Origin of the sequence: Bacteroides thetaiotaomicron VPI-5482 (assembly GCF_000011065.1) — a bacterium.
GTDB classification, from domain to species: Bacteria; Bacteroidota; Bacteroidia; order Bacteroidales; family Bacteroidaceae; genus Bacteroides; species Bacteroides thetaiotaomicron.
Map to the genome: position 1 here is coordinate 967,465 of NC_004663.1, position 25,990 is coordinate 993,454.

Genomic DNA, 25,990 nt, shown 5'->3' on the forward strand with positions numbered 1-25,990 from the left:
GGTTTACATCTTAATTCGCTTGACATTCAGTTTGTCGATGTCCATCGTTCCTACTTTCAGTGCTTCTCCTTTGGCAAGGTGACCTACGGTGTCCAGCGGCATTTCGCGTATCTGATTGAAGAATTTGGCTGCGGCTGTATCTACGGCTACAATATCCGGTGAAATAAAGAGACCTTTTGCCAGCACCACGTCCGAAGCGGAACGACCTCGCGGTCCGTTGGTCTTCATGATACGGTAGGCGTCTACGACGTTAAGCACTGCTTTCTTTTCCAGTGTGCAGATGTCCGCAATGCATTGCTGCAAGTCATTCTGGTGGAAAAAGCCGCGGTCCCAGACGATACCCATATGGTTTTTCATGGAGATAGTCAGGTTGGCGCCTCCGTGATTCTTCAGGATAGGGACGTTAATCCATACATCACAATTCAGGATGGCTTCATGTATTTTCGCCTTCTTCATCTTTTGTCCCTTTGGCAGATCAACGGGTTTGTAGTAAGATTCCAGGTGGGCCGGCATAACTTTGGCTCCGGCTTCTTTCGCGGCCGCTTCGATACCGCTGTTTTTGTAGCACTTCTGCCAATCGTCGCAGGTATGGTCGAATACGGTGACCTCTTTGGCTCCGGTGGCAAAACATTGTTTGATGATTTCCGTGATCAGTTTCGGATTCGTGTTTCCTGCCAGTTCGGGTACTTTATCCCATCCGATATTGGGCTTTACCACTACTTTCTGTCCGGGTTTGATGAATTGCTTCATACCGCCCAGCTCGCTGATAGCACGACGGAACATGGCTTCCGGTTCACCGCCCATGACGGCCACCAGGTCCGGTTTGTCACCATTTGCTTTATTGATTGTCTGAGTCAGTATTTCCATCGCCTCTGAACGCTGTATAGTCATGGCGGCACCAGTAATAGCTACTGTCTTAAAAAAATCCCTTCTGTCCATCTTTCTTTTTTAGTTTAGAGTTTTGCAATTGCCTTTAGCAGGGCGTATCCGCCAAACCATTGAATGAGCATACCCGGAATGCCGATACGGAAGTCTTGTACTGCGATATAGAAATCTCCCTCGATCATCCATTCAAAAGCGGTTCCTATGAGTTGATAGGAGAGAATTACTCCAAGGACGGCTAACAAAGAAACGGTTTTCACGGTACGCGCAGCAAGGGCGGAAGCACCGGCAAGCAAGGTTGATTTTATCAGTATAATCGGGAGAACGGCTTCGGATGGCATGGCAAACAAGACATGATTGATGACAGGAGAAAGAACAGCTGTCAGCAATCCTACCCGAAAGCCGTATTTATAAGCGGCAATTAAGGTAAAAAAGTAAATTGGTAATAAAGTCGGTCCACCGTAAGGAACGAGGTGGCACAGTTGTGGAAGTGCGATGTTGCCTGCTACGAATAACAGGGCGAACAGGTAAGTTTTCACATTGCTGTAATTCAGCGAATAGAGTTTGGCGGATGTTTCCATTTTCATTGATGACTTTAATGTTTAGATTGATGATATCTTAAAGATTAGACTATTCTCGTTTGAAAAAGTTTAATCGGTCTCATAATTTCTTGGCCGGTCAAATCATGATTGGGCTTTGATGTTTACAAAAGTAGTACAAATTTTCAATGAAACGTATTATTTTATCGCTTTTTGTTTATTCATTGAAGTGCGTGAACCGGAACAGTGGATTTCTCCTTCCGGTGACAATGAAAAAAATGTATGATTTATGAATCATCGGTGTTTGTGTTTATAATAAACTTTGTGATAGTTTTAGTAAAACGGTATCTGAGTTTATTATAAACGATGTAATCCCGTTTATGGCTTTCTGTGCTGAAATTTGGCAACAAAAAAGGCTGCGATTTCCATTGGAAGTCGCAGCCTTCAGCTTGTATACTGATGACTCATATCTTATTTGTTATAGGGAAATAGATATGTCTTGTTGTAATATTGTACTTTCCTTACGGACTGATCAATCTTGACTGTATGTTACCGTTCATGTGATACATTACAGCAGGTATGTTGAAAGACAGACTTCTTTTCATTGGTTACGGTTTTATAGGTTTATTATTGTTCTGCTTACAAATATACAACATTAAAAGGGCTTTGTCAAGTCCTGACAGAAATAACCCGTTAAACTCTGAGAAAGTATCCTGTTTAGAAATTAATATCGGATACGTTTTTCTTGCATTCTTCAAGTCTTTCCAGCGCCTCCTTGGATAACTGTGGATAATGTAAGTCCAGTTTTTCCATGCGTTCACAGATAATTTGCCCGACGGCATATCGCATGAACCATTTGTTGTCTGCCGGAATCACATACCACGGGGCAATCTCTGTTGAAGTTTCTGTCAGTACATCCGAGTAGGCTTTCATGTAGTCGTCCCAGTATTGCCGTTCCTTGACGTCGGCAGAAGAGAATTTCCAGTTCTTTGATTCATCGTTCAGCCTCTCCATGAATCGTTTCTTTTGTTCGGCTTTTGAAACGTTCAGGAAGAATTTGATGATGACCGTCCCGTTTTCAGTCAGATAACGTTCGAAATCATTAATCTGCCGGTAGCGGCGTTTCCAAAATTCGTTGTCTATATCTTTCGCTTTTAGTATTCCGGGTAGCTTGTTGGATAACAGGATTTCGGGATGCACTTTGGCTATCAGTACATCTTCATATTGGGAACGGTTGAAGATTCCGATTCGTCCCCGTTCGGGGAGCGAACGATTAATTCTCCATAAGTAGTCATGATCCAGTTCTTCGGCAGAAGGTTGCTTAAAGGAGTACACCTGACACCCTTGCGGATTGATGCCGGACATTACATGCTTGATCGTTCCGTCTTTTCCGGCAGCATCCATTGCCTGAAAAATAACCAGAACCGAGTAGCGGTCTTGTGCATAAAGCATACTTTGCAGTTCTGACAGCTTTTCGATATTTTGGGCTAACTGTTCTTTGGCATCCTGTTTGGACATATCAGCAGTAAATGAGGGATTGAAATCGGATACATGATGTTCCTTCCCCGGTTTGGCTGTAAGCTCTTTTAAGACTTCTTTTTTCATTGTTGTATAATTAGGTTGTTATAGGTATATAACAGTTGAATAAAGAAATCAGTTCTTGCCAAATTAAGAGCGTTGAATAGTAATTCCCCAATTATGTATCAACAGATTCTACATAATTCCACACTAATTCCACAATTATATTTATATTGTCTGCTGTTTATATGTTTGATTATCAGTTATATATGGCGGAGTGAAACGTTTGGCATCTGCTTTGCTATATATTAAGTACAAGAAACAATAGTTCTATTATTCACACTTAAAAAATTACGATTATGAAAAAGGTATTAGTAGCAGTAGCATTGGTATTGGGATTAGGTAGTTCTGTAGCATTCGCACAGGAAGTAAGTAACACTCCGGCAGTGGAAACTCAGACACAAGCTCCACAGGATGAGTATACAAAGATTGAAGTGAAAGATTTGCCGGAAGCAGTGACACAGGCAATAACGAAAAGCTATGAAGATGCTACCATCAAGGAAGCGTATGTTGCCGAAAAAGAAACCGGTAAGGTTTATAAAGTAATTATCACTACAAAAGACGCCCAGGAAGTAACCGTACTTCTGAATGAAAAAGGAGAAGAAGTTAAAGAGATAAAGTAAAACTTCGAAAGTAATAACTCATAGAGAGGTTCCGGTTCGTGATGAATTGGGACCTCTCGTTCGATGTATTAGGTTCTGTATAAAGATAGTCGGCAGTAATATATACGGTAACAAAGCAAGGAGGCTTACGACTTATTTTTAAGTAATTCATAATAATGTGCATCAATGAACTGGCCATTTTTGAAGCAAGCCTTACGATGTATTCCTGCTTTCTGAAATCCTGCTTTCTCTAGCACACGCATGGATGCGGCATTGTGTTCATATACCGTAGCATATAGGCGTATTACATCTGTATGCTGAAAATAATGTTCTATAGCTCTTTCTAAAGCAGCTGTTGCAAGGCCCTTGTTCCAGTATGTTTCCGAAATCCAGTAACCGACTTCTGCATTGAAGCGTTCGACATCCGTCCCGCGGACGAATCCGATATTACCGATTGCCTCATGATTCGCCTCGATGCAATATTCATTCTGTTCCACTTGTTCCGAAGCGTATTTAATGAAGGCATCAGCATCTGTTTCTGTATATGGAAAAGGCAGCCCGTCACGACAGTTATCCCATATCTTCTTATTATTCAGATGCCTTGCTAAGGCTTTGGCATCAGATACTTTCCATGGACGAAGTATAAAATCCATATTCTTATTCTTTGTAGCTATTATGGTTTCTTTCCCGAATCTTTCCCCATGCGTGTGTGTCAAACAGGCAACTGCTGCGCATAGTCTCATACATCACCTTAAATCTCGACATCGGAATGGTATAACTCAGTATATCAGCCTCAAAATAAGGGCGTACAGATGGATCAAAGAAGCCGATGAATGTTCTGTATCCGCCTTTACGATTCTCCAGAATCGTCTGTGTGACCACAGAACTGCATCCCGACCCGAAAGTGGAAATCACTGTATCCTCCTTATTATTATCGAAGAAAGCCCAGGTGGTCAGTCCGGATAATATATCGGGATTGGCCAAAAAAAGGATTCCTTCCAAATGATCGAACGTTTCCACTTTATCTATACGGGCAAAATGCAGATATTCCTTTTCTGCCCTTGGTACTCCTAGTTGCTCAATAAAGCTTTTTACCATTTCCGGCGTCTGCTTATATCGTTCCTTTAGAGATACGAACGTCGGCACGTGCTCGGGCATATCGGTGAATCCGGTATAAAACTTACCACCGCCGCAACCAATTGTTTCCGCATTCAGACTGATGGTATTACCTCCCCTGACTTTACTCATGCTTTTAAAGAAGCATCCGTTCACTTTCCCGGTTTCATTTTCAAGAATGTCCGAGTACCAGAATACGATAGGCAATTCAGCATATTCGCCAAAAGCTTCCCGATAGTTTTCGATGAATTTTTTTATTTCCATAATTAGGTATTTTATCTACGTACAAAGTTAAAATAAAAAAGTAAGGAGCAAAGAATAAAGTCCGAAAATATACGTTTGGTATACGGAGCGATGGAGCACTGAGGGACGCTATCAGATCAAAGTTTCTATGATGGAACTATCGGCAGGAATGAATCTGAATAAATATCTGAAGCTAAGTCTGATAGCAGAGATGGGAGGATTATCGTGCAGCCGGATTGCTTATTACACAACACGTACACTGAAGGCCTTTTTCGAAGATATGTCCAGAGATACGGACCCTTATTTCAAACCGGCTGTATATGTTTCGATGGGAATGAAGTATAAGTTCTGAAAAAGTAGTAACTTTATCGCCATGTCAGTGAAACGAACATTATATTCAGCATTAAAAGTCATAGGGGTATTTCTGATCATATCCTTGATATTCAGGTGCCCGGTATCACCGGGATAGAGTTTGCGCAAAGCATTCAATATGGCTTCTGACTTTATTACAGACTCTCACTGGAACACCCATACGTTAAGTTTTGGTCTTATTTCATAAAAAAGGGTATTTTGCAAAAGAAAAAGGAGAGAACATAGTGCATTATTCCCGCGAAATGCCGTTATTTGCACTCACTAAACAATAAAAGGTTTATTTCGATTTGATTATTTCACATGAATCTTCTCATTTATTGAGCATATCCATCTCTGATTAAGAACTTCCAAAGAACTTTGTTATTGAAATTATTAATTTTTTATATTTGTATTTTATGAATTTGTACATTGGAAATCTTAACTATAACGTTAAGGAATCAGACTTGAGAAACGTAATGGAAGAGTATGGAGCAGTTGCTTCAGTTAAATTAATCACAGATCGTGAAACAAGAAGATCAAAAGGCTTTGCTTTTATTGAAATGCCGGATGATACAGAAGCAGCTAACGCTATCAAAGAATTGAATGGTGCTGAATATGTAGGCCGTCCGATGGTAGTTAAAGAGGCTTTGCCGAAGAACTAATTGACTGAATAACAATCAGTATATAAAAAGAAGGTGTGTTGGTGATCCCAACACACCTTCTTTCGTTTCTGCAGAATCCTGGCCGGACTATTTCTTAAAGTCCAAAGAATTTATCTCTCTTTTTATTGTCTGCGGTTATTTTTTTCTTACCTTTGGTTCACTAACAACAAACCGATAGAAGATGAATCAAGAACTTTTAATGAATCCTAACTGTCTGGTGGCTGCTTTGGAAAAGCCTGCCGCCGAGTTTACTAAGGCAGATATTATTTCTTTTATTCAGAAGAATAATATCCGTATGGTCAATTTCATGTATCCTGCTGCTGACGGGCGACTGAAAACATTGAATTTTGTAATTAATAATGCGGCTTATCTGGATGCGATCCTTACTTGTGGAGAGCGGGTGGACGGTTCCAGCCTGTTTCCTTTTATAGAGGCGGGGAGTAGCGACCTGTATGTAGTGCCTCGTTTCCGTACCGCTTTTGTCGATCCGTTTGCAGAAATACCGACACTTTCGATGCTTTGTTCTTTCTTCAATAAAGACGGTGAGCCATTGGAAAGTTCTCCGGAACATACTTTGCATAAAGCGTGTAAAGCATTTACTGATGTCACAGGTATGGAGTTTCAGGCGATGGGTGAGCTGGAATACTATGTTATTTCACCGGATACAGGAATGTTTCAGGCTACAGATCAACGCGGTTATCATGAATCTGCTCCGTATGCTAAGTTTAACGATTTCCGTACGCAGTGTATGTCATATATAGCTCAGACGGGTGGGCAGATAAAATATGGTCATTCCGAGGTTGGGAATTTTACATTGGATGGCATGATTTATGAACAGAACGAAATAGAGTTCCTGCCTGTTCATGCCGAAGATGCGGCAGATCAATTGATGATTGCCAAATGGGTGATTCGTAACTTGGGATACAGATATGGGTATAATGTGACATTCGCGCCTAAGATTACGGCTGGAAAAGCCGGGTCAGGTCTACATGTTCACATGCGTATTGTAAAGGACGGACAAAATCAGATGCTGAAAGACGGTGTATTGTCGGAAACAGCCCGTAAGGCAATCGCCGGAATGATGGAACTTGCTCCTTCTATTACAGCCTTCGGAAATACCAATCCTACTTCTTACTTCCGTTTGGTTCCTCATCAGGAAGCACCGACCAATGTTTGCTGGGGAGATCGCAACCGTTCTGTATTGGTGCGTGTACCGTTGGGCTGGGCTGCCAAGACCGATATGTGTACTTTGGCAAATCCATTGGAAAGCGAAAGTCATTTTGATACCAGCCAGAAACAAACGGTAGAAATGCGTTCTCCGGATGGTTCGGCAGATTTGTATCAGCTGCTTGCGGGACTGGCTGTTGCCTGCCGTCATGGTTTTGAGATAGAACAGGCATTGGACATTGCAAAGAGAACGTATGTAAATGTAAATATCCATCAGAAAGAGAATGAGGACAAGCTGAAAGCATTGGCTCAATTGCCGGATAGTTGTGCGGCATCTGCCGAATGTTTGCAAAAACAACGTGCTGTCTTCGAGCAATATAATGTATTTAGTCCGGCTATGATTGACGGTATTATACGCAAGCTCCGTAGTTATGAGGACAAAACATTACGTGCCGACATGGAAGGCAAACCGGAAGAAATGCTGGAACTGGTACATAAGTATTTCCACTGTGGATAAGCAATAAAAGCATTCTGCTTATAAAAATACTACAACTAAAAGAGGGGTGCACTTCACATGAAGTGCACCCTCTTTTAGTTAATCTTCATTATTATCTTCTTCATCATCTACCAGGTTATTGAGTTCAAGTTCCAAGTCTACCAAGTCTTGTTCCCATAACTTTATGATATCTTTCGGTGTATCTTTGGCTGCCTTCTTAATTCTTTCCTGAGCAACAGATACTTCATGCTCTAATTGACTACGTCTGCTCATACAATTCAATATTTAATTAATAAAATTATAAACAAACAGTAAGGAGAATAGTTCGATGGGATGAATTTAAAAATGGACGGGATGAACTATTTATAAATAAGGGCTGTTGTAGTCTAAAATCTTTTTAAATATACAATTATGCTCAATTTATTAGCCGTGTTTTTAGTCTGTTCAGGTATCGGAATTGCAGTTCACATAGCAATCGATCTGACACATCGTCCACAATCAATGAAGATAATGAATGCAGTATGGATATTGACTGCATTGTGGGGAAGTTACTTAGCTTTATGGGCTTATAATAAGTTCGGACAAGGTGCTCCCATGAAGATGGGAGGTGGTGAAATGAAAATGGATATGTCCGGTATGAAAGACATGAATATGGATATGTCGATGGGAGATATGTCCATGAAACATCCTCATTGGCAGTCTGTGGCTTTATCGGCTTTACATTGTGGAGCAGGCTGCACATTGGCTGATATAATAGGAGAGTGGTTCACTAATTATATCCCGGTAACCGTTGCAGGAAGTCAGCTTATAGGAAACTGGGTACTTGATTTTATATTGGCGTTAATCATCGGAGTTTATTTTCAATTCTATGCTATTCGGGAGATGGAGAGGATATCGGTGGGAAAGGTACTGTCCCGTGCTTTTAAAGCAGATTTCTTTTCTCTGTTGTCTTGGCAAATCGGAATGTATGGCTGGATGGCAATCGTTTATTTTGTTTTATTTGTCAATGAGCCTTTGCCTAAAGACACATGGATATTTTGGTTTATGATGCAGCTGGCTATGCTTTTTGGCTTTTTCTGTGCTTATCCGATGAATGCTTTATTAATAAAGTTAGGCGTGAAAAAGGGAATGTAAATTTCAGATATTACTTTATCATCGCGGGGATATATTGGTACATAAAATAGAACCACACGGAGAAACAAAAGCCCAAAGCTCTATTTCTCCGTGTGGTTCTGTTTATCTTTTCAGTAACTTAGGAATATCCGAAGGCTCTTGTGCAACTCGTATGCCGGCAGCTTCTAAAGCCTCTATTTTGTCTTTTGCCGAGCCGGAACCTCCCGAGATAATGGCTCCTGCGTGGCCCATCTGTTTTCCCGGAGGAGCAGACTGTCCGGCAATAAATGCTACTACAGGCTTATTTACATGACTGCGAATATATTCAGCAGCCTGTTCTTCCGCGTTTCCTCCGATTTCTCCGATTAACACAATTGCTTTCGTTTCAGGATCATTCTGGAACATTTCCAGTAGTTTAAGGAAATGCAGACCTACCACAGGATCTCCTCCGATGCCGATTGCAGTAGACTGTCCCATACCATTAGTCGTTAAGTGATATACTATTTCATAAGTGAGTGTTCCACTACGGCTGATGACACCGACATTTCCTTTCTGAAAGACTTGTCCCGGAAGGATTCCTACCATACTTTCTCCGGGAGAAATAAGTCCCGGACAGTTGGGGCCAACCAACATTGCCCCTCTTTGTTCGGCAAACCGATGTGCTTTGATGACATCCAGGGTCGGAATACCTTCTGCGATACAGACTATTAGCCGGATGCCTGCATCCGCAGCTTCCATAATGGTATCTGCTGCAAAACGGGCCGGCACAAAGATGATGGAAGTATTAGCCTGTGTCTGTTTTACAGCTTCATGCATCGTATTGAATACCGGAATACCGTCTACTTCCGTACCTCCCTTGCCCGGAGAAGTGCCGCCAACGACATTCGTTCCATATTCTTTCATCTTCTTGGCATGAAAAAGCCCGTCTCTACCGGTAATACCTTGTACAATCAAACGGGTGGATTTATCTATTAATATACTCATTGTTCCTTCATTTTTTATGTGATTTCATCTTAAGATTTGATAGCCATTAAAGCGGCTTCCTGCATAGTTGTAGCTATCTGAAAACGGCTATGGTTGCGTAAAAGATCACGTCCGAGATGCTCATTGGTTCCTGTGAGCCGGACAATGACAGGTATATCACTCTTAATCTGATCGAATGCCTGAATAAGACCGATGGCTACATCGTCACAACGGGTGATTCCTCCGAAAATGTTTATCAGGACGACCTTTACTTTCTCGTCCTGTAAGAGAAGTTTCATAGCTTCAACCACCTTGACAGGGTTCGAACTACCGCCAATATCAAGGAAGTTGGCAGGATTTCCCCCATGAAGTTTTATCATATCCATTGTTGCCATAGCAAGTCCGGCGCCATTTACCATACAGCCTATATTTCCATCCATGTGAACGTAGCTGAATCCTTTGTTTTTAGCATCCGCTTCTACTTTTTCTTCTTCTGTAGGATCAAACAAACTCAGTACATCCGGATGGCGGTAAAGAGCATTATCGTCAAAAACAATTTTGGCGTCAATAGCCATCAATATGCCTTTGGCGGTAAGAGCCAATGGATTTACTTCAACCAGCGATGCGTCATTCTCCATGAAAATTTTGTAGAGTGCTTGCAGAATAGCGGCCATTCTGCCGGCTTGTTCTATGTGAGGGAAGAGCGAGAATGCGAAACGGCGTGCCAGATAATCAGGCAGACCGATGAATGGGTCAATAGCATAGCGAATGATTTTTTCCGGTGATTGCCGGGCTACTTCTTCGATATCCATACCACCGGACGCACTCATCATAAGGATGACCGAGCGTGTGTTTCTGTCAATGGTGAAGCTGACATAGTATTCTGCGGCAATATCAACCGCCTCGCTGACCAGTATCTGATTGACAGGAAGCCCTTTAATACTCATACCCAGAATGTTTTTAGCTTCCTGATAGGTATCTTCTGTATTATCTACCAGTTTAACACCTCCGGCTTTTCCCCGTCCGCCGGTCAGCACTTGTGCTTTAATAACCACTCTGTCCGAGCCCATTCTCTTGTATGCGGCAACTGCGCCGGCAGCCGTTCGACATAGGGTATGCCTTTCAACAGGGATCCCATACTTGGAGAAAATTTCTTTTGCTTGATATTCATGTATTTTCATGGTCCGCGAATTTGAATAAATGATTCCTATAATGAAAACAAGTGAAAGATTCGGAATGTTTGCTCGTAGAGAAGACTAATGGTGTGTTTTACAGCATATTAATTGTCTCATGTTTGACTAATAAGCATAAAAAAAGCGTATCGGCAAACTAGTCGACACGCTCTATAGTTGAGAAAAGGTAAAGTATATCTACGAATGCTTATGCAATGCCGTGAGCGCTTACTGTACCATCTATTTTCTTGATCAATCCCTGCAATACTGCACCCGGTCCGCATTCTGTAAAATCAGTAGCACCATCGGCAACCATATTCTTAACAGACTGAGTCCAACGTACGGAAGCAGTCAGCTGGGCAACCAGATTCTTTTTGATTTCTGCGGGATCAGTATGAGGAAGTGCATCCACATTCTGATATACCGGACATTTGGGAGTATGGATTTCTGTTGCGTTGATAGCAGCTTCCAGCTCAACTTTAGCCGGGTCCATCAACGGAGAGTGGAAAGCACCACCTACTTTTAATGGGAGAGCACGTTTTGCACCGGCAGCTTTCATCAGTTCGCAGGCTTTTTCGATGCCTGGTACAGAACCGGAGATTACGATTTGTCCCGGGCAGTTATAGTTGGCAGGTACGCAAACTTCACCTTCTGCATTAACAGATGCACAGATTTCTTCTACCTTTTCATCCGGCAATGCAATGATAGCGGCCATCGTAGAAGGAGTTGCTTCGCAAGCTTTTTGCATAGCCATTGCACGAGCATAAACCAGTTTCAATCCGTCTTCAAAGCTCAGGGCACCGGCAGCCACCAATGCAGAGAACTCACCGAGTGAGTGTCCGGCTGTCATTTCCGGTTTGAAATCATCGCCCATACAAAGAGCAGAGATAACAGAGTGAAGGAATACGGCAGGTTGAGTAACCTTTGTCTGACGAAGGTCTTCGTCTGTACCATTGAACATGATATCTGTAATGCGATATCCGAGGATATCATTTGCTTTTTCAAACAATTCTTTTGCTAAAGCTGAGTTTTCATACAGGTCTTTACCCATTCCTACGAACTGAGCACCTTGACCGGGAAATACAAATGCTTTCATATCTTTATTATTTAATTGATTTTTAAATGCGGGTGCAAAGTTACAGATTTTTATGATACGACCGCACAAAATGTACACATTTGTGCAATGGAGTCGGGAAAATGCCACAGAGGTCCGTTGCCATGGCCTATATTCAAGTCCTTGCCTGCAATGATGGCATGAGTAATGTATTCTTTAGCGTGACGGATGGATTCTTTCATCGAATATCCTTTTGCCAGATAGCTTGCAATAGCGGAGGAGAGGGTACACCCGGTCCCATGCAGGTTTTTACTTTCTATCTTTTTCTCTTCATATATATAATAGGTGTGATCCGGAGAATATAAGAGGTCGCACATTTGATCGCCTTCCAGATGTCCGCCTTTGATCAGGATATGGATCTGATAACTGTCGGAGAGTTGTTTGGCAGCTTCCAGCATATCCTGTGTATTTTGGATGCTCTTGCCTGTCAGCACCTTTGCTTCATCGATATTGGGGGTGACTAATGTGACAAGCGGCAAAAGTTCTTTCTTAATCTCTTCGATGGCTTCATTTGTCATCAGCTTCCGGCCGCTGGTAGATACCATCACCGGGTCATAAATGATGTGCTCCGGTGAATATTTCCGTATACAGTCGGCAATGACATGAACGATCTGAATATCGTTAACCATGCCTATTTTTATAGCGACAGGCTGCAAGTCCTCCATCACCGCTTCGATTTGTCCGCAAACAATTTCGGGTGGTATTGCATGGACGGCGCGTACCCCTAGAGTGTTTTGCACAGTGACGGCGGTGATAGCAGATGCCGCATAGCCTCCTAATGCCGAGATTGTTTTGATATCTGCCTGAATGCCCGCTCCTCCCGAACAATCGGAACCGGCAATGGATAAAATGACGGGATGACGTTCCATTTTAGATTTTTTAATATTTATCCGGCAAAGATAGAATAAAAACGGCAAGATACAAAATGGGATATCGTTTGAAATACAATAAGTCCGTTGCCGGAGAAGACAAAGGGTGAATATGAAAAGTGCTGATAATAAAGAGTCATTCCGCTTTTTGTACTTTATACAATTACTCGTTGCCGGAACGGGTAAAATACATATTGTAATTCAGAAGATAACACTAAGTACTCATATTGTAGATTGTATGATATGTATATCTATGAAAAACAATGTTTTATAGCATGTCATTTGTTATTGTTCGAATCATAAAGCGCCCCTATATTTGCATCGTATTAAAGAAAAGGATATGCAAAGTATACAGAAAAAAGCACCCTTGGCAAACAATCACATATCAGTAGACTGTGTAGTGATTGGTTTTGACGGAGAACAACTCAAAGTGTTACTTGTAAAACGTGCGGGCGAAGATAATGGTGAAGTGTATCACGATATGAAACTTCCCGGTAGCCTTATCTATATGGATGAAGATTTGGATGAAGCAGCACAACGTGTACTGTATGAATTGACGGGGCTCAGAAATGTAAACCTGATGCAATTCAAGGCATTCGGCTCTAAAAACAGAACCAGCAATCCAAAGGATGTACGCTGGCTGGAACGGGCTATGCAGTCAAAAGTTGAACGTATCGTGACAATTGCTTATCTGTCGATGGTGAAAATAGACCGGGCACTGGACAAGAATCTGGATGATCATCAGGCCTGTTGGATTGCTTTGAAAGATGTAATGACATTGGCTTTCGACCATAATCTGATTATTAAAGAGGCAATGACCTATATCCGTCAGTTTGTGGAGTTCAATCCTTCTATGCTGTTTGAGTTGCTTCCACGTAAATTTACCGCTGCCCAGTTGAGGACTCTTTTTGAGTTGGTATATGACAAGCCTGTGGATGTGCGCAACTTCCATAAGAAAATAGCGATGATGGAATATGTAGTTCCTTTGGAAGAAAAACAGCAGGGAGTAGCCCATCGTGCAGCGCGTTATTATAAATTTGATAAGAAGATATATAATAAGGTGAGACGGTAGTAGGTAATAAGTCATAGGTAATAAGTAATAGGTAATAAGTGAACAGGCTGTTTGCTTAAATATATAATTCAAAATTTTAAAAATCATCATGTTTCTATTAGGTTATGATATAGGTAGCTCGTCCGTTAAAGCGAGTCTGGTCAATGCTGAAACAGGTAAATGTGTATCGTCAGCGTTTTTCCCGAAAACAGAAGCGAAGATTATCGCAGTTAATCCCGGATGGGCAGAACAAGATCCTGAGAGTTGGTGGGAAAACCTGAAGTTGTCCACTCAAGCTATTATGGCGGAGTCAGGAGTGAGTGCTGCTGAGATTAAAGCTATCGGTATTTCCTATCAAATGCACGGACTGGTATGTGTAGATAAGAATCAGCAAGTATTGCGTCCTGCCATTATCTGGTGTGATTCTCGTGCGGTGCCTTTTGGGCAGCAAGCATTTGAAACAATCGGAGAGGAGAGATGCCTTTCTCATTTGCTGAATTCGCCCGGTAACTTTACAGCGTCTAAACTGGCTTGGATCAAACAAAATGAACCGGCTGTCTATGAGCAGATATATAAGATCATGCTTCCGGGGGATTATATTGCCATGAAGTTAAGCGGAGATATCTGCACGACTGTTTCCGGTCTTTCGGAAGGAATGTTCTGGGACTTCAAAAATAATCGTGTAGCCGATTTCCTGATGGATTACTATGGCTTCGACTCTTCACTTATTGCGGATATCAAACCGACTTTTGCAGAACAAGGGCGTGTGAATGCAGTTGCTGCGAATGAACTGGGATTGAAGGAAGGAACACCGATTACTTACCGTGCCGGTGACCAGCCGAACAATGCGCTTTCTTTGAATGTGTTCAATCCGGGTGAAATCGCTTCTACGGCAGGAACATCGGGAGTTGTCTATGGGGTGAATGGTGAAGTGAATTATGACCCTCAATCCCGTGTCAACACCTTTGCGCACGTGAATCATACGATGGAACAGACGCGTCTGGGAGTGTTACTTTGCATCAACGGAACAGGGATTCTCAATTCATGGGTAAAAAGAAATATAGCTCCCGAAGGTATCTCGTACAATGAAATGAATGTGTTGGCTTCCAAGGCGCCGATCGGGAGCGCAGGTATCAGCATCCTGCCTTTTGGTAATGGTGCGGAACGTATGCTGAATAATAAGGAGATAGGTTGCAGCATTCGGGGGGTAGACTTCAATGCACATGGCAAACATCATATTATTCGTGCTGCACAGGAAGGAATTGTATTTTCTTTTAAATACGGTATCGACATTATGGAACAAATGGGAATTCCGGTCAAAAAGATTCATGCCGGCCATGCAAATATGTTCCTTAGCTCCATCTTCCGTGATACATTGGCAGGAGTGACCGGAGCCACTATCGAACTTTATGATACGGACGGTTCTGTAGGAGCAGCGAAGGGCGCGGGTATCGGTGCAGGCATTTATAAAGATAACAATGAGGCATTTGCAACTCTTGATAAACTGGATGTTATCGAACCGAATATAGCTAAACGTCAGGAATACGCCGACGCATACGCCAGATGGAAATATAATATAAATAACGATATAATAACTTTTTAAATAACAAGAATTATGGCAACAAAAGAATTTTTTCCGGGAATTGAAAAGATTAAATTTGAAGGTAAAGATAGTAAGAACCCGATGGCATTCCGTTATTACGATGCAGAGAAGGTGATTAATGGTAAAAAGATGAAGGATTGGCTGAGATTCGCTATGGCATGGTGGCACACATTGTGCGCTGAAGGTGGTGATCAGTTCGGTGGCGGAACAAAGCAATTCCCATGGAATGGTAATGCAGATGCTATACAGGCAGCAAAAGATAAGATGGATGCAGGATTTGAATTCATGCAGAAGATGGGTATCGAATACTATTGCTTCCATGACGTAGACTTGGTTTCGGAAGGTGCCAGTGTAGAAGAATACGAAGCTAACCTGAAAGAAATCGTAGCTTATGCAAAACAGAAACAGGCAGAAACCGGTATCAAACTACTGTGGGGTACTGCTAATGTATTCGGTCACGCCCGCTATATGAACGGTGCAGCTACCAATCCTGACTTCGATGTAGTAGCTCGTGCTGCTGTTCAGATCAAAAATGCGATTGATGCAACGATTGAACTTGGCGGAGAGAATTATGTGTTTTGGGGTGGTCGTGAAGGCTATATGTCTCTTCTGAACACAGATCAGAAACGTGAAAAAGAACACCTTGCACAGATGTTGACGATTGCTCGTGACTATGCCCGTGCCCGTGGTTTCAAAGGTACTTTCCTGATCGAACCGAAACCGATGGAACCGACTAAACATCAATATGACGTAGATACGGAAACTGTAATCGGCTTCCTGAAAGCTCATGGTCTGGATAAGGATTTCAAAGTAAATATCGAGGTGAATCACGCAACTTTGGCAGGTCACACTTTCGAGCATGAATTGGCTGTAGCTGTAGACAATGGTATGTTGGGCTCAATTGACGCCAATCGTGGTGACTATCAGAATGGCTGGGATACAGACCAATTCCCGATCGACAATTATGAACTGACTCAGGCTATGATGCAGATTATCCGTAATGGTGGTCTCGGTACCGGTGGTACGAACTTTGATGCTAAAACCCGTCGTAATTCTACTGATCTGGAAGATATCTTTATTGCTCACATCGCAGGTATGGACGCTATGGCCCGTGCACTCGAAAGTGCAGCGGCTCTGCTCGACGAATCTCCCTATAAGAAGATGCTGGCTGACCGTTATGCTTCATTTGATGGGGGCAAAGGTAAAGAATTTGAAGACGGCAAGCTGACTCTGGAGGATGTGGTTGCTTATGCAAAAACAAAAGGCGAACCGAAACAGACTAGCGGCAAGCAAGAACTTTATGAGGCAATTCTGAATATGTATTGCTAATTAATATTTAAAACAGGCGGTAAAGCAGCGGTAGGGCTGCTGCTTTATCGCCTGACTTTTTCTAATCCAACTACTACACTACTTTATCCACTTTTTAAAACTATGAATAATACAACGAACGAAGGAAGTAAACTCTACTTGTATTCGATTACTTCTGTTGCTATTTTGGGCGGTTTGCTCTTCGGTTATGATACGGCGGTTATATCCGGCGCGGAAAAAGGGCTCGAAGCCTTCTTCCTGTCCGCTTCCGATTTTCAGTATAATAAGGTAATGCATGGCATTACTTCTTCCAGCGCATTGATAGGCTGCGTGCTGGGGGGGGCTTTATCCGGTGTCTTTGCTTCCCGTTTGGGACGTCGTAACTCATTGCGGCTTGCTGCTGTATTATTTTTCCTCTCGGCTCTTGGCTCTTATTATCCGGAAGTTCTTTTCTTCGAATACGGAAAACCGAATATGGATTTGTTGATAGCATTCAATCTGTATCGTGTTCTGGGAGGTATCGGAGTAGGACTGGCTTCAGCGGTATGTCCGATGTATATTGCTGAAATTGCTCCTTCCAATATTCGTGGAACCCTTGTTTCGTGCAATCAGTTTGCCATTATCTTTGGTATGTTGGTTGTGTACTTTGTGAACTATCTGATTATGGGTGACCATCAGAATCCGATTATTCTGAAAGATGCTGCCGGTGTGTTGTCAGTAAGTGCTGAGTCGGATATGTGGACAGTTCAGGAAGGATGGCGTTATATGTTTGGTTCGGAAGCCTTCCCGGCCGCTTTCTTCGGCCTGTTGCTGTTCTTTGTTCCAAAGACTCCCCGTTATTTGGTTCTTGTACAGCAGGAAGAAAAGGCTTACACTATTCTGGAGAAAATCAACGGTAAGAAGAAAGCTCAGGAAATTCTTAATGATATTAAGGCTACTGCTCAGGAAAAAACAGAGAAACTCTTTACTTATGGAGTAACAGTGATTGTGATCGGTATTCTACTGTCCGTATTCCAGCAGGCGATCGGTATTAATGCAGTACTTTACTATGCTCCGCGTATTTTCGAAAATGCAGGTGCCGAAGGTGGTGGTATGATGCAGACAGTGATTATGGGTATTGTAAACATTATCTTTACGCTGGTTGCTATCTTTACGGTAGACCGCTTTGGTCGTAAACCATTGCTGATTATCGGATCTATTGGTATGGCTGTAGGAGCATTTGCAGTGGCAATGTGTGATAGTATGGCAATCAAAGGTGTTCTTCCGGTACTTTCTATCATCGTATACGCTGCTTTCTTCATGATGTCATGGGGACCGATTTGCTGGGTATTGATTTCAGAAATCTTCCCGAATACTATTCGTGGTAAAGCAGTTGCTATTGCAGTGGCTTTCCAATGGATATTCAACTACATCGTATCTTCTACTTTCCCGGCATTGTATGACTTCAGTCCGATGTTTGCATATAGCTTATACGGAATCATCTGTGTCGCTGCCGCTATCTTTGTTTGGCGTTGGGTACCCGAGACTAAAGGGAAGACGCTGGAAGATATGAGTAAGCTTTGGAAGAAAAACAAATAAATTAGGTTAGTGTTTTTTTATCATGTCATTGTGACGTGAGATTATTCAGATTATGACATCATGCAAATTGTATGGTGTCATAATCATATATGGATATTATAATCTGTGAATCAGTGGTTTATTTTGCATTATCTATTTCTGGATACTCCGAACCATCCCGGCACAGGAAAATAAAAAGGAGAACGGATATAGCCCGGATGAGTCAGCTTTCCTTCATCCACCCGCTTTTGTAATCTGCGGAGTGCAGTGGCTTTTCGAAGTCCACATAATGAACAAAGCTGCTGTGTGGTAATACAAGAGTTATCTTTGAAAAATTCAGCTAATCTCCCATCTATTTCTATATCGCTCAATTCCTGTGACCTGCGGGTCTCACTGACCTTTTCAAAAGTTGTAGCCTTTAATTCGCGAAGCAAATCTTTTTCCGGAGTAAAAACGATTCCACTGCAATGAATATTTTCGGCACGGATTTCTTTGGGAGAACGTACTTCGGGTGATTCCGCTTTGATACGGAATGAACCGACTCCCGGAATGTGAATACTATTCCCGTTGGATAATTCTTGTTTGAAAACATTGGCAAACTCTATAAAAGACCCTATTACGTCGCTTTGTCTTAAACTACTTCTGGACTCAATCGTTTCGGCTATATCTTCCAGTGTGATGGTGTCCCGTACAACCAGTCGGGCATGATATCTCGTTTTATTGGAATCTTTAGGTTGGGGAGTCAGGAAGAAATCATAAAGTGCATTCATTGCTTTAGTTGTTTTGTGCGTATCAATTAGCAGACTTACGCAGTCATTTTATTTATTTCGTGCCTTTCTATTGATTGGCTCACATTATGTGCAACAGCTAACTCACATATTGTGTAATAACTGTCGCTCATTATGTGCGACAGCTATCGCACGACTGGTGCTACGCCTAATATGATGCGTCAAAATTACTAATAATTCTAATCAAAAACAACACTTCAAAGGCTTATTTCTGTTAGATCATTTTTCAAAAAAGAATGAGTCAGCTTATTTGCAAATCCGGTATTCGGTAGTCTATTTTTGTGTCTCAAACCTCACAATAATTTTAAAAAACAGCAAGTATGAAAACAATAATTAGAGAAATGGTAGAGACAATAAAACAATTGTTTGCGCAGAAACAGCAAATGCAGGAGCCGGTAGTTGCCAATTACGAGGTATCCGAAATCGTGGAACAAAAGACACTGAAGAAGAAGGAAGAGTCTGAGAAGACAGGTGAAAAAACGGGTAAATCTAATAAATGGAGTCAATCGTTGACTTTGCAATTAAAAGAGTATTTGAATGACAATTTTGATTTCCGTTATAACAATTTGACAGGAGCTACGGAATATAGGGAGAAGAGTGGAAAGAACTGTTTCCGACCTATTGATGAACGCGAAATGAATGGAATGATTGTGGATGCCCGCCTGGAAGGAATACCTTGCTGGAGAGGGGATGTACCCACCATGGTTCTTTCAAACAAAGTGGAGTCTTATAATCCTTTCCATCTTTATGTAAAGGAATTGCCGGGTTGGGATGGAGTAGATCGTGTGACCCCTTTATTGCTACGTGTTTCAGATAATGAGATATGGCTAAGAGGAGGACGTTGCTGGTTACGGGCTATGCTTTCACAGTGGAGTGGGGAAGAACGTCTGCACGCCAATGTACTTACTCCTGTATTGATAAGCGGGAAGCAGGGATTGAGTAAAAGTACTTTTTGCCGATTGCTGATGCCCGACTCATTACGGCATTATTTTATTGATAATCTGAATCTGGCAGCAGGCAGTTCGCCGGAGAAGAAGCTCGTGAAAAACGGATTGATTAATTTAGACGAATTTGATAAGATTAAAGAGAGTCAACAGGCTACATTAAAGAATCTTCTTCAAATGGTGAATGTTCCCGTTTTTCGTGGCAAGCGACTGGGATGGGTGAATGAGTCCCGTCTTGCTTCTTTTATAGCCACAACAAATGTCTATCAGGTATTGATTGACTCCACAGGAAGTCGTCGTTTTCTGTGTGTGGAGGTGTTAAAACCTATTTCGGAAGAACCTTTGGAGCATAAGCAAATATATGCGCAGCTGAAAGAAGAGCTGAAATCCGGCGCACCGGATTATTTAAACAAAGAAGAAGAAAAGGCTTTGCAGAAACATAACAAGGCATATTATCGCCAATCCTTACTAGAAGATGTGTTTCATTGTTGTTTCCGTCATCCTTTGGAAACGGAAAAAGGTATCTGGCTGACAACAGCTGAAATATTTCAAGTGATGCGTAAATTCAACTCTGCAGCTTTGAAAGAAGTCTCTGCACGTCAATTGGGTCTGAAACTTTCAGCCATGGGATATATGGCAAAGCATACGTCTTTCGGAAATCGGTATTATGTGTTTAATCTTTCGGCTGAGAAAAAAGATGCGTCATTATAATACGTTATTATACAGGTGGTTATTGTAAAAAGTGATTTGCTGATATATACATTTTATGCTTACTCCTTGAAAAAATACCTAATTAATTTTGCGGATTAAAATATTGTTCGTAGTTTTGCGAACAATAAATAAGGAGGAGATATTGAAGTGAAAGAAAAGCAGTATACAGTAGAGCAGGAGCAGATAGCTCGTTTTGCTAAAGCTATGGGACACCCGGCACGAATGGCTATTCTTAGTTTCTTGGCTAAACAGGAAAGTTGTTTCTTCGGAGATATTCACGAAGAATTGCCTATTGCCAAAGCAACCGTTTCACAGCACTTGAAAGAGCTGAAAGATGCAGGATTAATTCAGGGAGAAATAGAAACGCCCAAGGTGCGATATTGTATTAATAAGGAAAATTGGGAACTTGCCCGCAAATTATTTGCTGCATTTTTGGGAGATTGTAAATGTACAGGAACATCGTGCTGTGGATAACAGCACTTTTTTTTAAGAATATTGTTCGTAGTTCTACGAATTACGATTAAGAGATAAACTTTAATATAGAATAAAAAATGGAAATCAAAGTATTGGGAACCGGGTGTGCAGGCTGTAGAGCATTGTATGAAACAACTAAACAAGCAATTTCTGAATTGGGTTGCGATGTCGTATTAATTAAAGAGGAAGATTTATTAAAAATCATGGAGTATAATGTTTTAAGTCTTCCGGCTTTAGTCATTGACGGAAAAGTCGTATCTGCCGGAAAAAGATTATCACTTGCAGAAGTGAAAGAATTGATAACCCAATAATAAGATAGTTATGAAGAAATTCTTTTATTTACTATTCTCAACCATTATCTTAATATCCTGTGGTAATGGTGCAAAAGCAAAAACAGAGGCACAGAGTACGGAAGAAAAGCTGCCTGACCATATTGAGGTACTTTATTTCCATGGAGCGCAGCGTTGTATCACCTGTCGGGCAATAGAAACTAATACAGTAGCCCTTTTGGATAGCCTTTATTCCAAAGAGCAGGCAGACGATAGGATTATCTATAAGGTTATAGATATTTCAAAAAAGGAAAACGGGCAAATTGCGGACAAGTACGAAGTTACTTGGTCGTCCCTGTTTGTGAATGGTTGGAAAGATGGAAAAGAAAATGTAAACAACATGACAGAGTTCAGTTTTTCCAATGCAAGAAAATCACCGGACAAATTTAAAGAGGGAATTAAAAATAAAGTTGATGAATTGCTAAAACAGTTGTAGGATGGATTTTCTTCAATCACTATTAGACAATAGTTCTGTCCCTGTTATAACAGCCTTTATCTTAGGAATTTTAACGGCAATCAGTCCGTGCCCTTTGGCTACTAATATAACGGCAATAGGTTTTATTGGTAAGGATATAGAAAACCGTCACCGTATATTCATAAATGGGTTACTTTATACATTTGGCAGGATAGTGACTTATACAGTACTTGGGGTTATTCTTATTCCGGTTCTTCGTGAGGGGGCAAGTATGTATATGGTTCAAAAGGTGGTAAGTAAATACGGTGAGATGTTGATTGCTCCGGTATTAATTATCATAGGGATATTCATGCTCGATATTATAAAGCTAAATATACCCAAAATCAATATTGGCGGAGAGGGGCTAAAGAAGAATACAAAAGGTAGTTGGGGCGCTTTGTTATTGGGTATTTTGTTTGCTCTAGCCTTTTGCCCCACCAGTGGAGTTTTCTATTTCGGTATACTTATGCCTTTGGCGGCAGCAGAAACGGGCGGGTATTTTTTACCCGTAATATATGCTATCGCTACAGGGTTGCCTGTAATCCTTGTTGCTTGGATATTGGCGTATAGTGTAGCCGGATTAGGTCGGTTTTATAACAGCGTACAAATTTTTGAAAAATGGTTTCGCAAAATTGTTGCTATACTCTTTATAGTCATAGGAATCTATTATGCGGTCGTTTTTTATCTATGAACAATTTAAATTAATTTAAATAAAGGACAGTATGAAAAAGATAGAAATTTTTGATCCGGCAATGTGTTGCCCTACGGGTTTGTGTGGAACAAATATCAATCCTGAATTGATGAGGGTTGCAGTTGTTGTCGAAACATTGAAAAGACAGGGTGTTATTGTTACCCGTCACAATTTACGGGATGAACCACAGGTGTATGTGAGCAATAAAACAGTAAATGAATATCTTCAAAAGAATGGTGCAGAAGCTTTACCTATTACTTTAGTAGATGGTGAAATTGCAGTTTCTAAAGTTTATCCTACCACTAAACAAATGAGTGAATGGACGGGAGTGAATTTAGATTTAATGCCCGCTAAATAAATGTATAACAGATTTATATTAAAAAAGAAATGAAAGCATTCAATTTATCCGATATAGAACTGACTAAATACCTGTTTTTTACAGGTAAAGGTGGAGTAGGAAAGACTTCTATTGCTTGTGCCACAGCAGTTGGTTTGGCTGATAAGGGAAAGAAAATACTTCTTATCAGTACAGATCCGGCTTCTAACTTACAAGATGTTTTCGATCAATCCTTAAACGGACACGGTACAGCTATTTCAGAAGTGCCGGGACTGACTGTTGTAAACCTTGATCCTGAGCAGGCAGCAGCAGAATACAGAGAAAGTGTTATTGCACCTTTCAGGGGAAAATTACCCGAAAGCGTTATTCAGAATATGGAAGAACAGCTTTCAGGTTCCTGCACAGTAGAAATCGCAGCTTTTAATGAGTTCTCGGACTTTATTACCGATGCTGATAAAGCAAAGGAGTATGACCATATAATTTTTGATACAGCACCTACCGGACATACATTGCGAATGTTGCAGCTTCCATCTGCATGGAGTACATTTATTAGTGAAAGTACACATGGTGCATCCTGTTTAGGGCAGTTATCAGGCTTGGAGGAACGGAAAGGAATTTATAAACAGGCGGTAGAAACCCTATCTAATACAAGCGCAACTCGGTTAGTACTGGTCAGTCGTCCTGAAATTTCTCCATTGAAAGAAGCTGCCCGCTCTTCATCTGAATTACAGCTATTGGGAATTAAAAATCAGTTGTTGGTGATAAATGGTATTTTACAGCAACTGAATGAAGCGGATGATGTGTCACGACAACTGCATAACAGGCAGCAAAAGGCATTACAGGGTATGCCTGCTGAACTATCTGAATATCCTATGTACAGCGTTCCTCTACGTTCTTATAATTTATCTGATATAGCTAATATACGCCGTATGTTATACAGCGACAGCCTTGCGGATGATATTTGTTATCAGCCTGTAAGTGGTGCTAAAAGTATAGACGACTTGGTTAATGACCTCTATACTTCCGGTAAGCGGGTAGTGTTCACAATGGGAAAAGGCGGTGTAGGTAAAACTACCTTAGCAACAGAAATAGCTCTGAAATTAACAAAACTCGGTGCAAAGGTACATCTTACCACCACTGATCCGGCAAACCATCTGAACTATGATCTCGCTATAAAGTCGGGTATTACAGTAAGTCATATTGATGAAGCGGAAGTATTGGAAAACTACAAGAATGAAGTTCGTAGCAAAGCGGCAGAAACCATGACTGCCGAAGATATGGAATATATTGAAGAAGATTTACGTTCGCCATGCACACAAGAAATCGCAGTTTTCAAGGCATTTGCCGAAATTGTAGATAAAGCGGACAATGAAATTGTGGTGATTGATACTGCACCGACAGGTCATACATTGTTGCTTTTGGATGCTACCCAAAGCTACCATAAAGAAGTAGAACGTACCCAAGGAGCAGTTACGGGAGCGGTAGCCAATTTATTGCCCCGTTTGCGTAATCCAAAGGAAACGGAAGTCGTAATTGTTACCTTGCCTGAAGCGACACCTGTATTTGAAGCTGAACGCCTGCAAATGGATTTGCAACGCGCCGGAATTAATAACAAATGGTGGGTAGTAAATGCCTGCCTGTCAATGACAAATACGGAAAATTCATTTTTGCAGGCGAAAGCACAAAATGAAGTAAATTGGATTAAGAAAGTAGAACAATTGTCAAAGGGTAATGCTGCCTTGATTGGATGGAAAAATATATAGGAATTGGATTTTTTGAAAGATACCTGACTGTTTGGGTAACTTTGTGCATTGTTGCTGGTATTGCTATCGGACAATGGTTTCCGGCAATATCGCAAACATTGAGTAAATTAGAATACGCCAATGTGTCTATACCTGTGGCTATCCTGATTTGGTTAATGATTTACCCCATGATGCTGAAAGTAGATTTTCAGAGTATTAAAAACGTTGGTAAGCGTCCGAAAGGAATTATCATCACTTGTATTACAAATTGGCTTATAAAGCCTTTTACAATGTTTGGAATAGCTTATCTATTCTTCTACGTTGTTTTCAAGTCTCTAATATCTGCCGAATTGGCCGAAGAATATTTAGCAGGGGCAGTCTTATTGGGTGCTGCACCTTGTACGGCAATGGTATTTGTATGGAGTTATCTGACCAAAGGGGATGCTGCCTATACATTGGTGCAGGTTGCAGTGAATGATTTAATCATATTGGTTGCTTTCGCTCCTATTGTTGCTTTTTTATTGGGCGTAGGTGGCGTTACGATTCCGTGGGATACATTATTGCTTTCAGTTGTATTGTTTGTTGTCATTCCTCTTTCTGCCGGAATAATAACCCGCATACTGGTTATCCGGCGAAAAGGGATAGAATATTTTAATACTGTATTTATCCGTAAGTTTGATAATTATACGACTGGCGGGTTACTATTAACGCTTATCATTCTGTTTTCATTTCAAGGAGAAACCATATTGAACAATCCGTTGCACATCGTATTGATTGCCGTTCCGCTTGTGTTGCAAACAGTTCTGATATTCTTTGTAGCCTATGGTTGGGCGAAATGGTGGAAATTACCTCACAATATAGCTGCACCTGCCGGAATGATTGGTGCAAGCAATTTTTTTGAATTATCGGTGGCTGTGGCTATATCGCTTTTCGGTTTGCAATCCGGTGCTGCATTGGCTACAGTGGTAGGGGTGTTGGTTGAAGTTCCGGTTATGCTGATGTTAGTGAGAGTTGCAAATAATACATACAGGTGGTTTACAATAAAATCAAGTATGAGTAAATAGAATACTCTAGACGATACGTACAAGAAATCAAGATATTGAAAAGAAAACTTTGAATTAAGAATAATAAATA

General features: G+C 41.3%; 28 protein-coding genes. 17 read left to right on the forward strand and 11 right to left on the reverse strand.

The features are described from left to right. Window positions 1–3: 3 nt before the first annotated feature. The 3 genes from BT_RS03885 to BT_RS03895 all read right to left on the reverse strand — a co-directional run bounded on the left by BT_RS03885 (window position 4) and on the right by BT_RS03895 (window position 3,026). A complete protein-coding gene (locus BT_RS03885; protein ID WP_011107441.1) occupies window positions 4–939 on the reverse strand; it encodes a DUF362 domain-containing protein in 936 nt (311 codons plus the stop codon). Window positions 940–953: 14 nt separating this feature from the next. Next, the gene (locus tag BT_RS03890) at window positions 954–1,463 is read right to left on the reverse strand and encodes a hypothetical protein (RefSeq protein ID WP_008761477.1); all 510 of its coding nucleotides are present in this window, start codon (window positions 1,461–1,463) and stop codon (window positions 954–956) included. A 675-nt stretch (window positions 1,464–2,138) separates the two neighbouring features. Further along, window positions 2,139–3,026, reverse strand: a complete 888-nt coding sequence (locus BT_RS03895) for a polyphosphate kinase 2 family protein (protein ID WP_008765640.1) — start codon at window positions 3,024–3,026, stop codon at window positions 2,139–2,141. Between the two features lie 272 nt (window positions 3,027–3,298). On the opposite strand from BT_RS03895, the gene BT_RS03900 reads away from it, so the two are divergent. After that, entirely contained in the window at window positions 3,299–3,622 is a 324-nt protein-coding gene (locus BT_RS03900) for a hypothetical protein (RefSeq protein ID WP_008765641.1), read from the forward strand. A 125-nt stretch (window positions 3,623–3,747) separates the two neighbouring features. Here the strand turns inward: BT_RS03900 and BT_RS03905 are convergent, their stop codons facing one another. Both BT_RS03905 and BT_RS03910 read right to left on the reverse strand, forming a co-directional pair. After that, entirely contained in the window at window positions 3,748–4,254 is a 507-nt protein-coding gene (locus tag BT_RS03905; RefSeq protein ID WP_011107442.1) for a GNAT family N-acetyltransferase, read from the reverse strand. 4 nt (window positions 4,255–4,258) lie between these two features. Continuing rightward, window positions 4,259–4,981, reverse strand: a complete 723-nt coding sequence (locus BT_RS03910) for a DUF169 domain-containing protein (protein ID WP_011107443.1) — start codon at window positions 4,979–4,981, stop codon at window positions 4,259–4,261. A gap of 127 nt (window positions 4,982–5,108) precedes the next feature. Between BT_RS03910 and BT_RS03915 the strand changes: the two genes are divergently transcribed. From BT_RS03915 to BT_RS03925, 3 genes are all read left to right on the forward strand, one after another. Next, window positions 5,109–5,312 (forward strand): DUF6268 family outer membrane beta-barrel protein, encoded by a 204-nt coding sequence (locus tag BT_RS03915; protein WP_011107444.1) that lies wholly within the window; start codon window positions 5,109–5,111, stop codon window positions 5,310–5,312. A 415-nt stretch (window positions 5,313–5,727) separates the two neighbouring features. Further along, window positions 5,728–5,973 carry an RNA recognition motif domain-containing protein gene (locus BT_RS03920; RefSeq protein ID WP_008765643.1) on the forward strand — a complete coding sequence of 82 codons (246 nt, stop codon included), beginning with the start codon at window positions 5,728–5,730 and terminating at the stop codon, window positions 5,971–5,973. Between the two features lie 181 nt (window positions 5,974–6,154). Then, window positions 6,155–7,657: a glutamine synthetase family protein gene (locus BT_RS03925; RefSeq protein ID WP_008765644.1), complete on the forward strand. Its 1,503-nt coding sequence runs from the start codon at window positions 6,155–6,157 to the stop codon at window positions 7,655–7,657. A gap of 78 nt (window positions 7,658–7,735) precedes the next feature. On the opposite strand, the gene BT_RS24320 is transcribed toward BT_RS03925, so the two are convergent. Beyond that, window positions 7,736–7,909, reverse strand: a complete 174-nt coding sequence (locus BT_RS24320; RefSeq protein ID WP_008761485.1) for a hypothetical protein — start codon at window positions 7,907–7,909, stop codon at window positions 7,736–7,738. Between the two features lie 138 nt (window positions 7,910–8,047). Between BT_RS24320 and BT_RS03930 the strand changes: the two genes are divergently transcribed. Further along, the gene (locus BT_RS03930) at window positions 8,048–8,770 is read left to right on the forward strand and encodes a DUF4396 domain-containing protein (protein ID WP_008765645.1); all 723 of its coding nucleotides are present in this window, start codon (window positions 8,048–8,050) and stop codon (window positions 8,768–8,770) included. Between the two features lie 102 nt (window positions 8,771–8,872). Here BT_RS03930 and sucD read toward each other — a convergent pair whose 3' ends face one another. From sucD to thiD, 4 genes are all read right to left on the reverse strand, one after another. After that, window positions 8,873–9,733, reverse strand: coding sequence for a succinate--CoA ligase subunit alpha (sucD, locus tag BT_RS03935; protein ID WP_008765646.1), 861 nt, complete (start codon window positions 9,731–9,733; stop codon window positions 8,873–8,875). 29 nt (window positions 9,734–9,762) lie between these two features. Further along, a complete protein-coding gene (gene sucC / locus BT_RS03940) occupies window positions 9,763–10,893 on the reverse strand; it encodes an ADP-forming succinate--CoA ligase subunit beta (RefSeq protein WP_008765647.1) in 1,131 nt (376 codons plus the stop codon). 199 nt (window positions 10,894–11,092) lie between these two features. Then, window positions 11,093–11,980 (reverse strand): ACP S-malonyltransferase, encoded by an 888-nt coding sequence (gene fabD, locus BT_RS03945; protein WP_008765648.1) that lies wholly within the window; start codon window positions 11,978–11,980, stop codon window positions 11,093–11,095. A 50-nt stretch (window positions 11,981–12,030) separates the two neighbouring features. Next, window positions 12,031–12,867, reverse strand: a complete 837-nt coding sequence (gene thiD, locus BT_RS03950) for a bifunctional hydroxymethylpyrimidine kinase/phosphomethylpyrimidine kinase (RefSeq protein ID WP_008765649.1) — start codon at window positions 12,865–12,867, stop codon at window positions 12,031–12,033. A 340-nt stretch (window positions 12,868–13,207) separates the two neighbouring features. Between thiD and BT_RS03955 the strand changes: the two genes are divergently transcribed. The 4 genes from BT_RS03955 to xylE all read left to right on the forward strand — a co-directional run bounded on the left by BT_RS03955 (window position 13,208) and on the right by xylE (window position 18,407). Next, window positions 13,208–13,939, forward strand: a complete 732-nt coding sequence (locus BT_RS03955) for an NUDIX hydrolase (RefSeq protein WP_011107446.1) — start codon at window positions 13,208–13,210, stop codon at window positions 13,937–13,939. 88 nt (window positions 13,940–14,027) lie between these two features. Next, window positions 14,028–15,521 (forward strand): xylulokinase, encoded by a 1,494-nt coding sequence (locus BT_RS03960; RefSeq protein ID WP_008765651.1) that lies wholly within the window; start codon window positions 14,028–14,030, stop codon window positions 15,519–15,521. A 12-nt stretch (window positions 15,522–15,533) separates the two neighbouring features. Continuing rightward, complete coding sequence (xylA, locus tag BT_RS03965) at window positions 15,534–16,850, forward strand: xylose isomerase (protein WP_011107447.1); 1,317 nt, start codon at window positions 15,534–15,536, stop codon at window positions 16,848–16,850. A gap of 102 nt (window positions 16,851–16,952) precedes the next feature. Next, entirely contained in the window at window positions 16,953–18,407 is a 1,455-nt protein-coding gene (gene xylE, locus BT_RS03970; RefSeq protein ID WP_011107448.1) for a D-xylose transporter XylE, read from the forward strand. 128 nt (window positions 18,408–18,535) lie between these two features. On the opposite strand, the gene BT_RS03975 is transcribed toward xylE, so the two are convergent. Next, a complete protein-coding gene (locus BT_RS03975; RefSeq protein ID WP_008765654.1) occupies window positions 18,536–19,156 on the reverse strand; it encodes an HU family DNA-binding protein in 621 nt (206 codons plus the stop codon). 338 nt (window positions 19,157–19,494) lie between these two features. Here BT_RS03975 and BT_RS03980 point away from each other — a divergent pair, with 338 nt between their 5' ends. From BT_RS03980 to arsB, 8 genes are all read left to right on the forward strand, one after another. Next, on the forward strand, window positions 19,495–20,829 hold the full coding sequence (locus BT_RS03980) for a DUF3874 domain-containing protein (protein ID WP_011107449.1): 1,335 nt from the start codon (window positions 19,495–19,497) through the stop codon (window positions 20,827–20,829). A 147-nt stretch (window positions 20,830–20,976) separates the two neighbouring features. Then, window positions 20,977–21,303, forward strand: coding sequence for an ArsR/SmtB family transcription factor (locus tag BT_RS03985; protein ID WP_016267521.1), 327 nt, complete (start codon window positions 20,977–20,979; stop codon window positions 21,301–21,303). 77 nt (window positions 21,304–21,380) lie between these two features. Then, complete coding sequence (locus BT_RS03990; RefSeq protein WP_011107451.1) at window positions 21,381–21,614, forward strand: thioredoxin family protein; 234 nt, start codon at window positions 21,381–21,383, stop codon at window positions 21,612–21,614. Window positions 21,615–21,624: 10 nt separating this feature from the next. After that, window positions 21,625–22,068 (forward strand): nitrophenyl compound nitroreductase subunit ArsF family protein, encoded by a 444-nt coding sequence (locus BT_RS03995; RefSeq protein WP_011107452.1) that lies wholly within the window; start codon window positions 21,625–21,627, stop codon window positions 22,066–22,068. 1 nt (window position 22,069) lies between these two features. Further along, complete coding sequence (locus tag BT_RS04000; protein ID WP_011107453.1) at window positions 22,070–22,777, forward strand: aromatic aminobenezylarsenical efflux permease ArsG family transporter; 708 nt, start codon at window positions 22,070–22,072, stop codon at window positions 22,775–22,777. 31 nt (window positions 22,778–22,808) lie between these two features. Next, the gene (gene arsD, locus BT_RS04005) at window positions 22,809–23,135 is read left to right on the forward strand and encodes an arsenite efflux transporter metallochaperone ArsD (RefSeq protein WP_010538088.1); all 327 of its coding nucleotides are present in this window, start codon (window positions 22,809–22,811) and stop codon (window positions 23,133–23,135) included. 29 nt (window positions 23,136–23,164) lie between these two features. After that, window positions 23,165–24,877 carry an arsenical pump-driving ATPase gene (gene arsA, locus BT_RS04010; protein ID WP_011107454.1) on the forward strand — a complete coding sequence of 571 codons (1,713 nt, stop codon included), beginning with the start codon at window positions 23,165–23,167 and terminating at the stop codon, window positions 24,875–24,877. After that, window positions 24,862–25,920 (forward strand): ACR3 family arsenite efflux transporter, encoded by a 1,059-nt coding sequence (gene arsB, locus BT_RS04015; RefSeq protein ID WP_011107455.1) that lies wholly within the window; start codon window positions 24,862–24,864, stop codon window positions 25,918–25,920. The genes arsA and arsB overlap by 16 nt, the downstream gene beginning before the upstream one ends. Window positions 25,921–25,990: the final 70 nt, after the last annotated feature.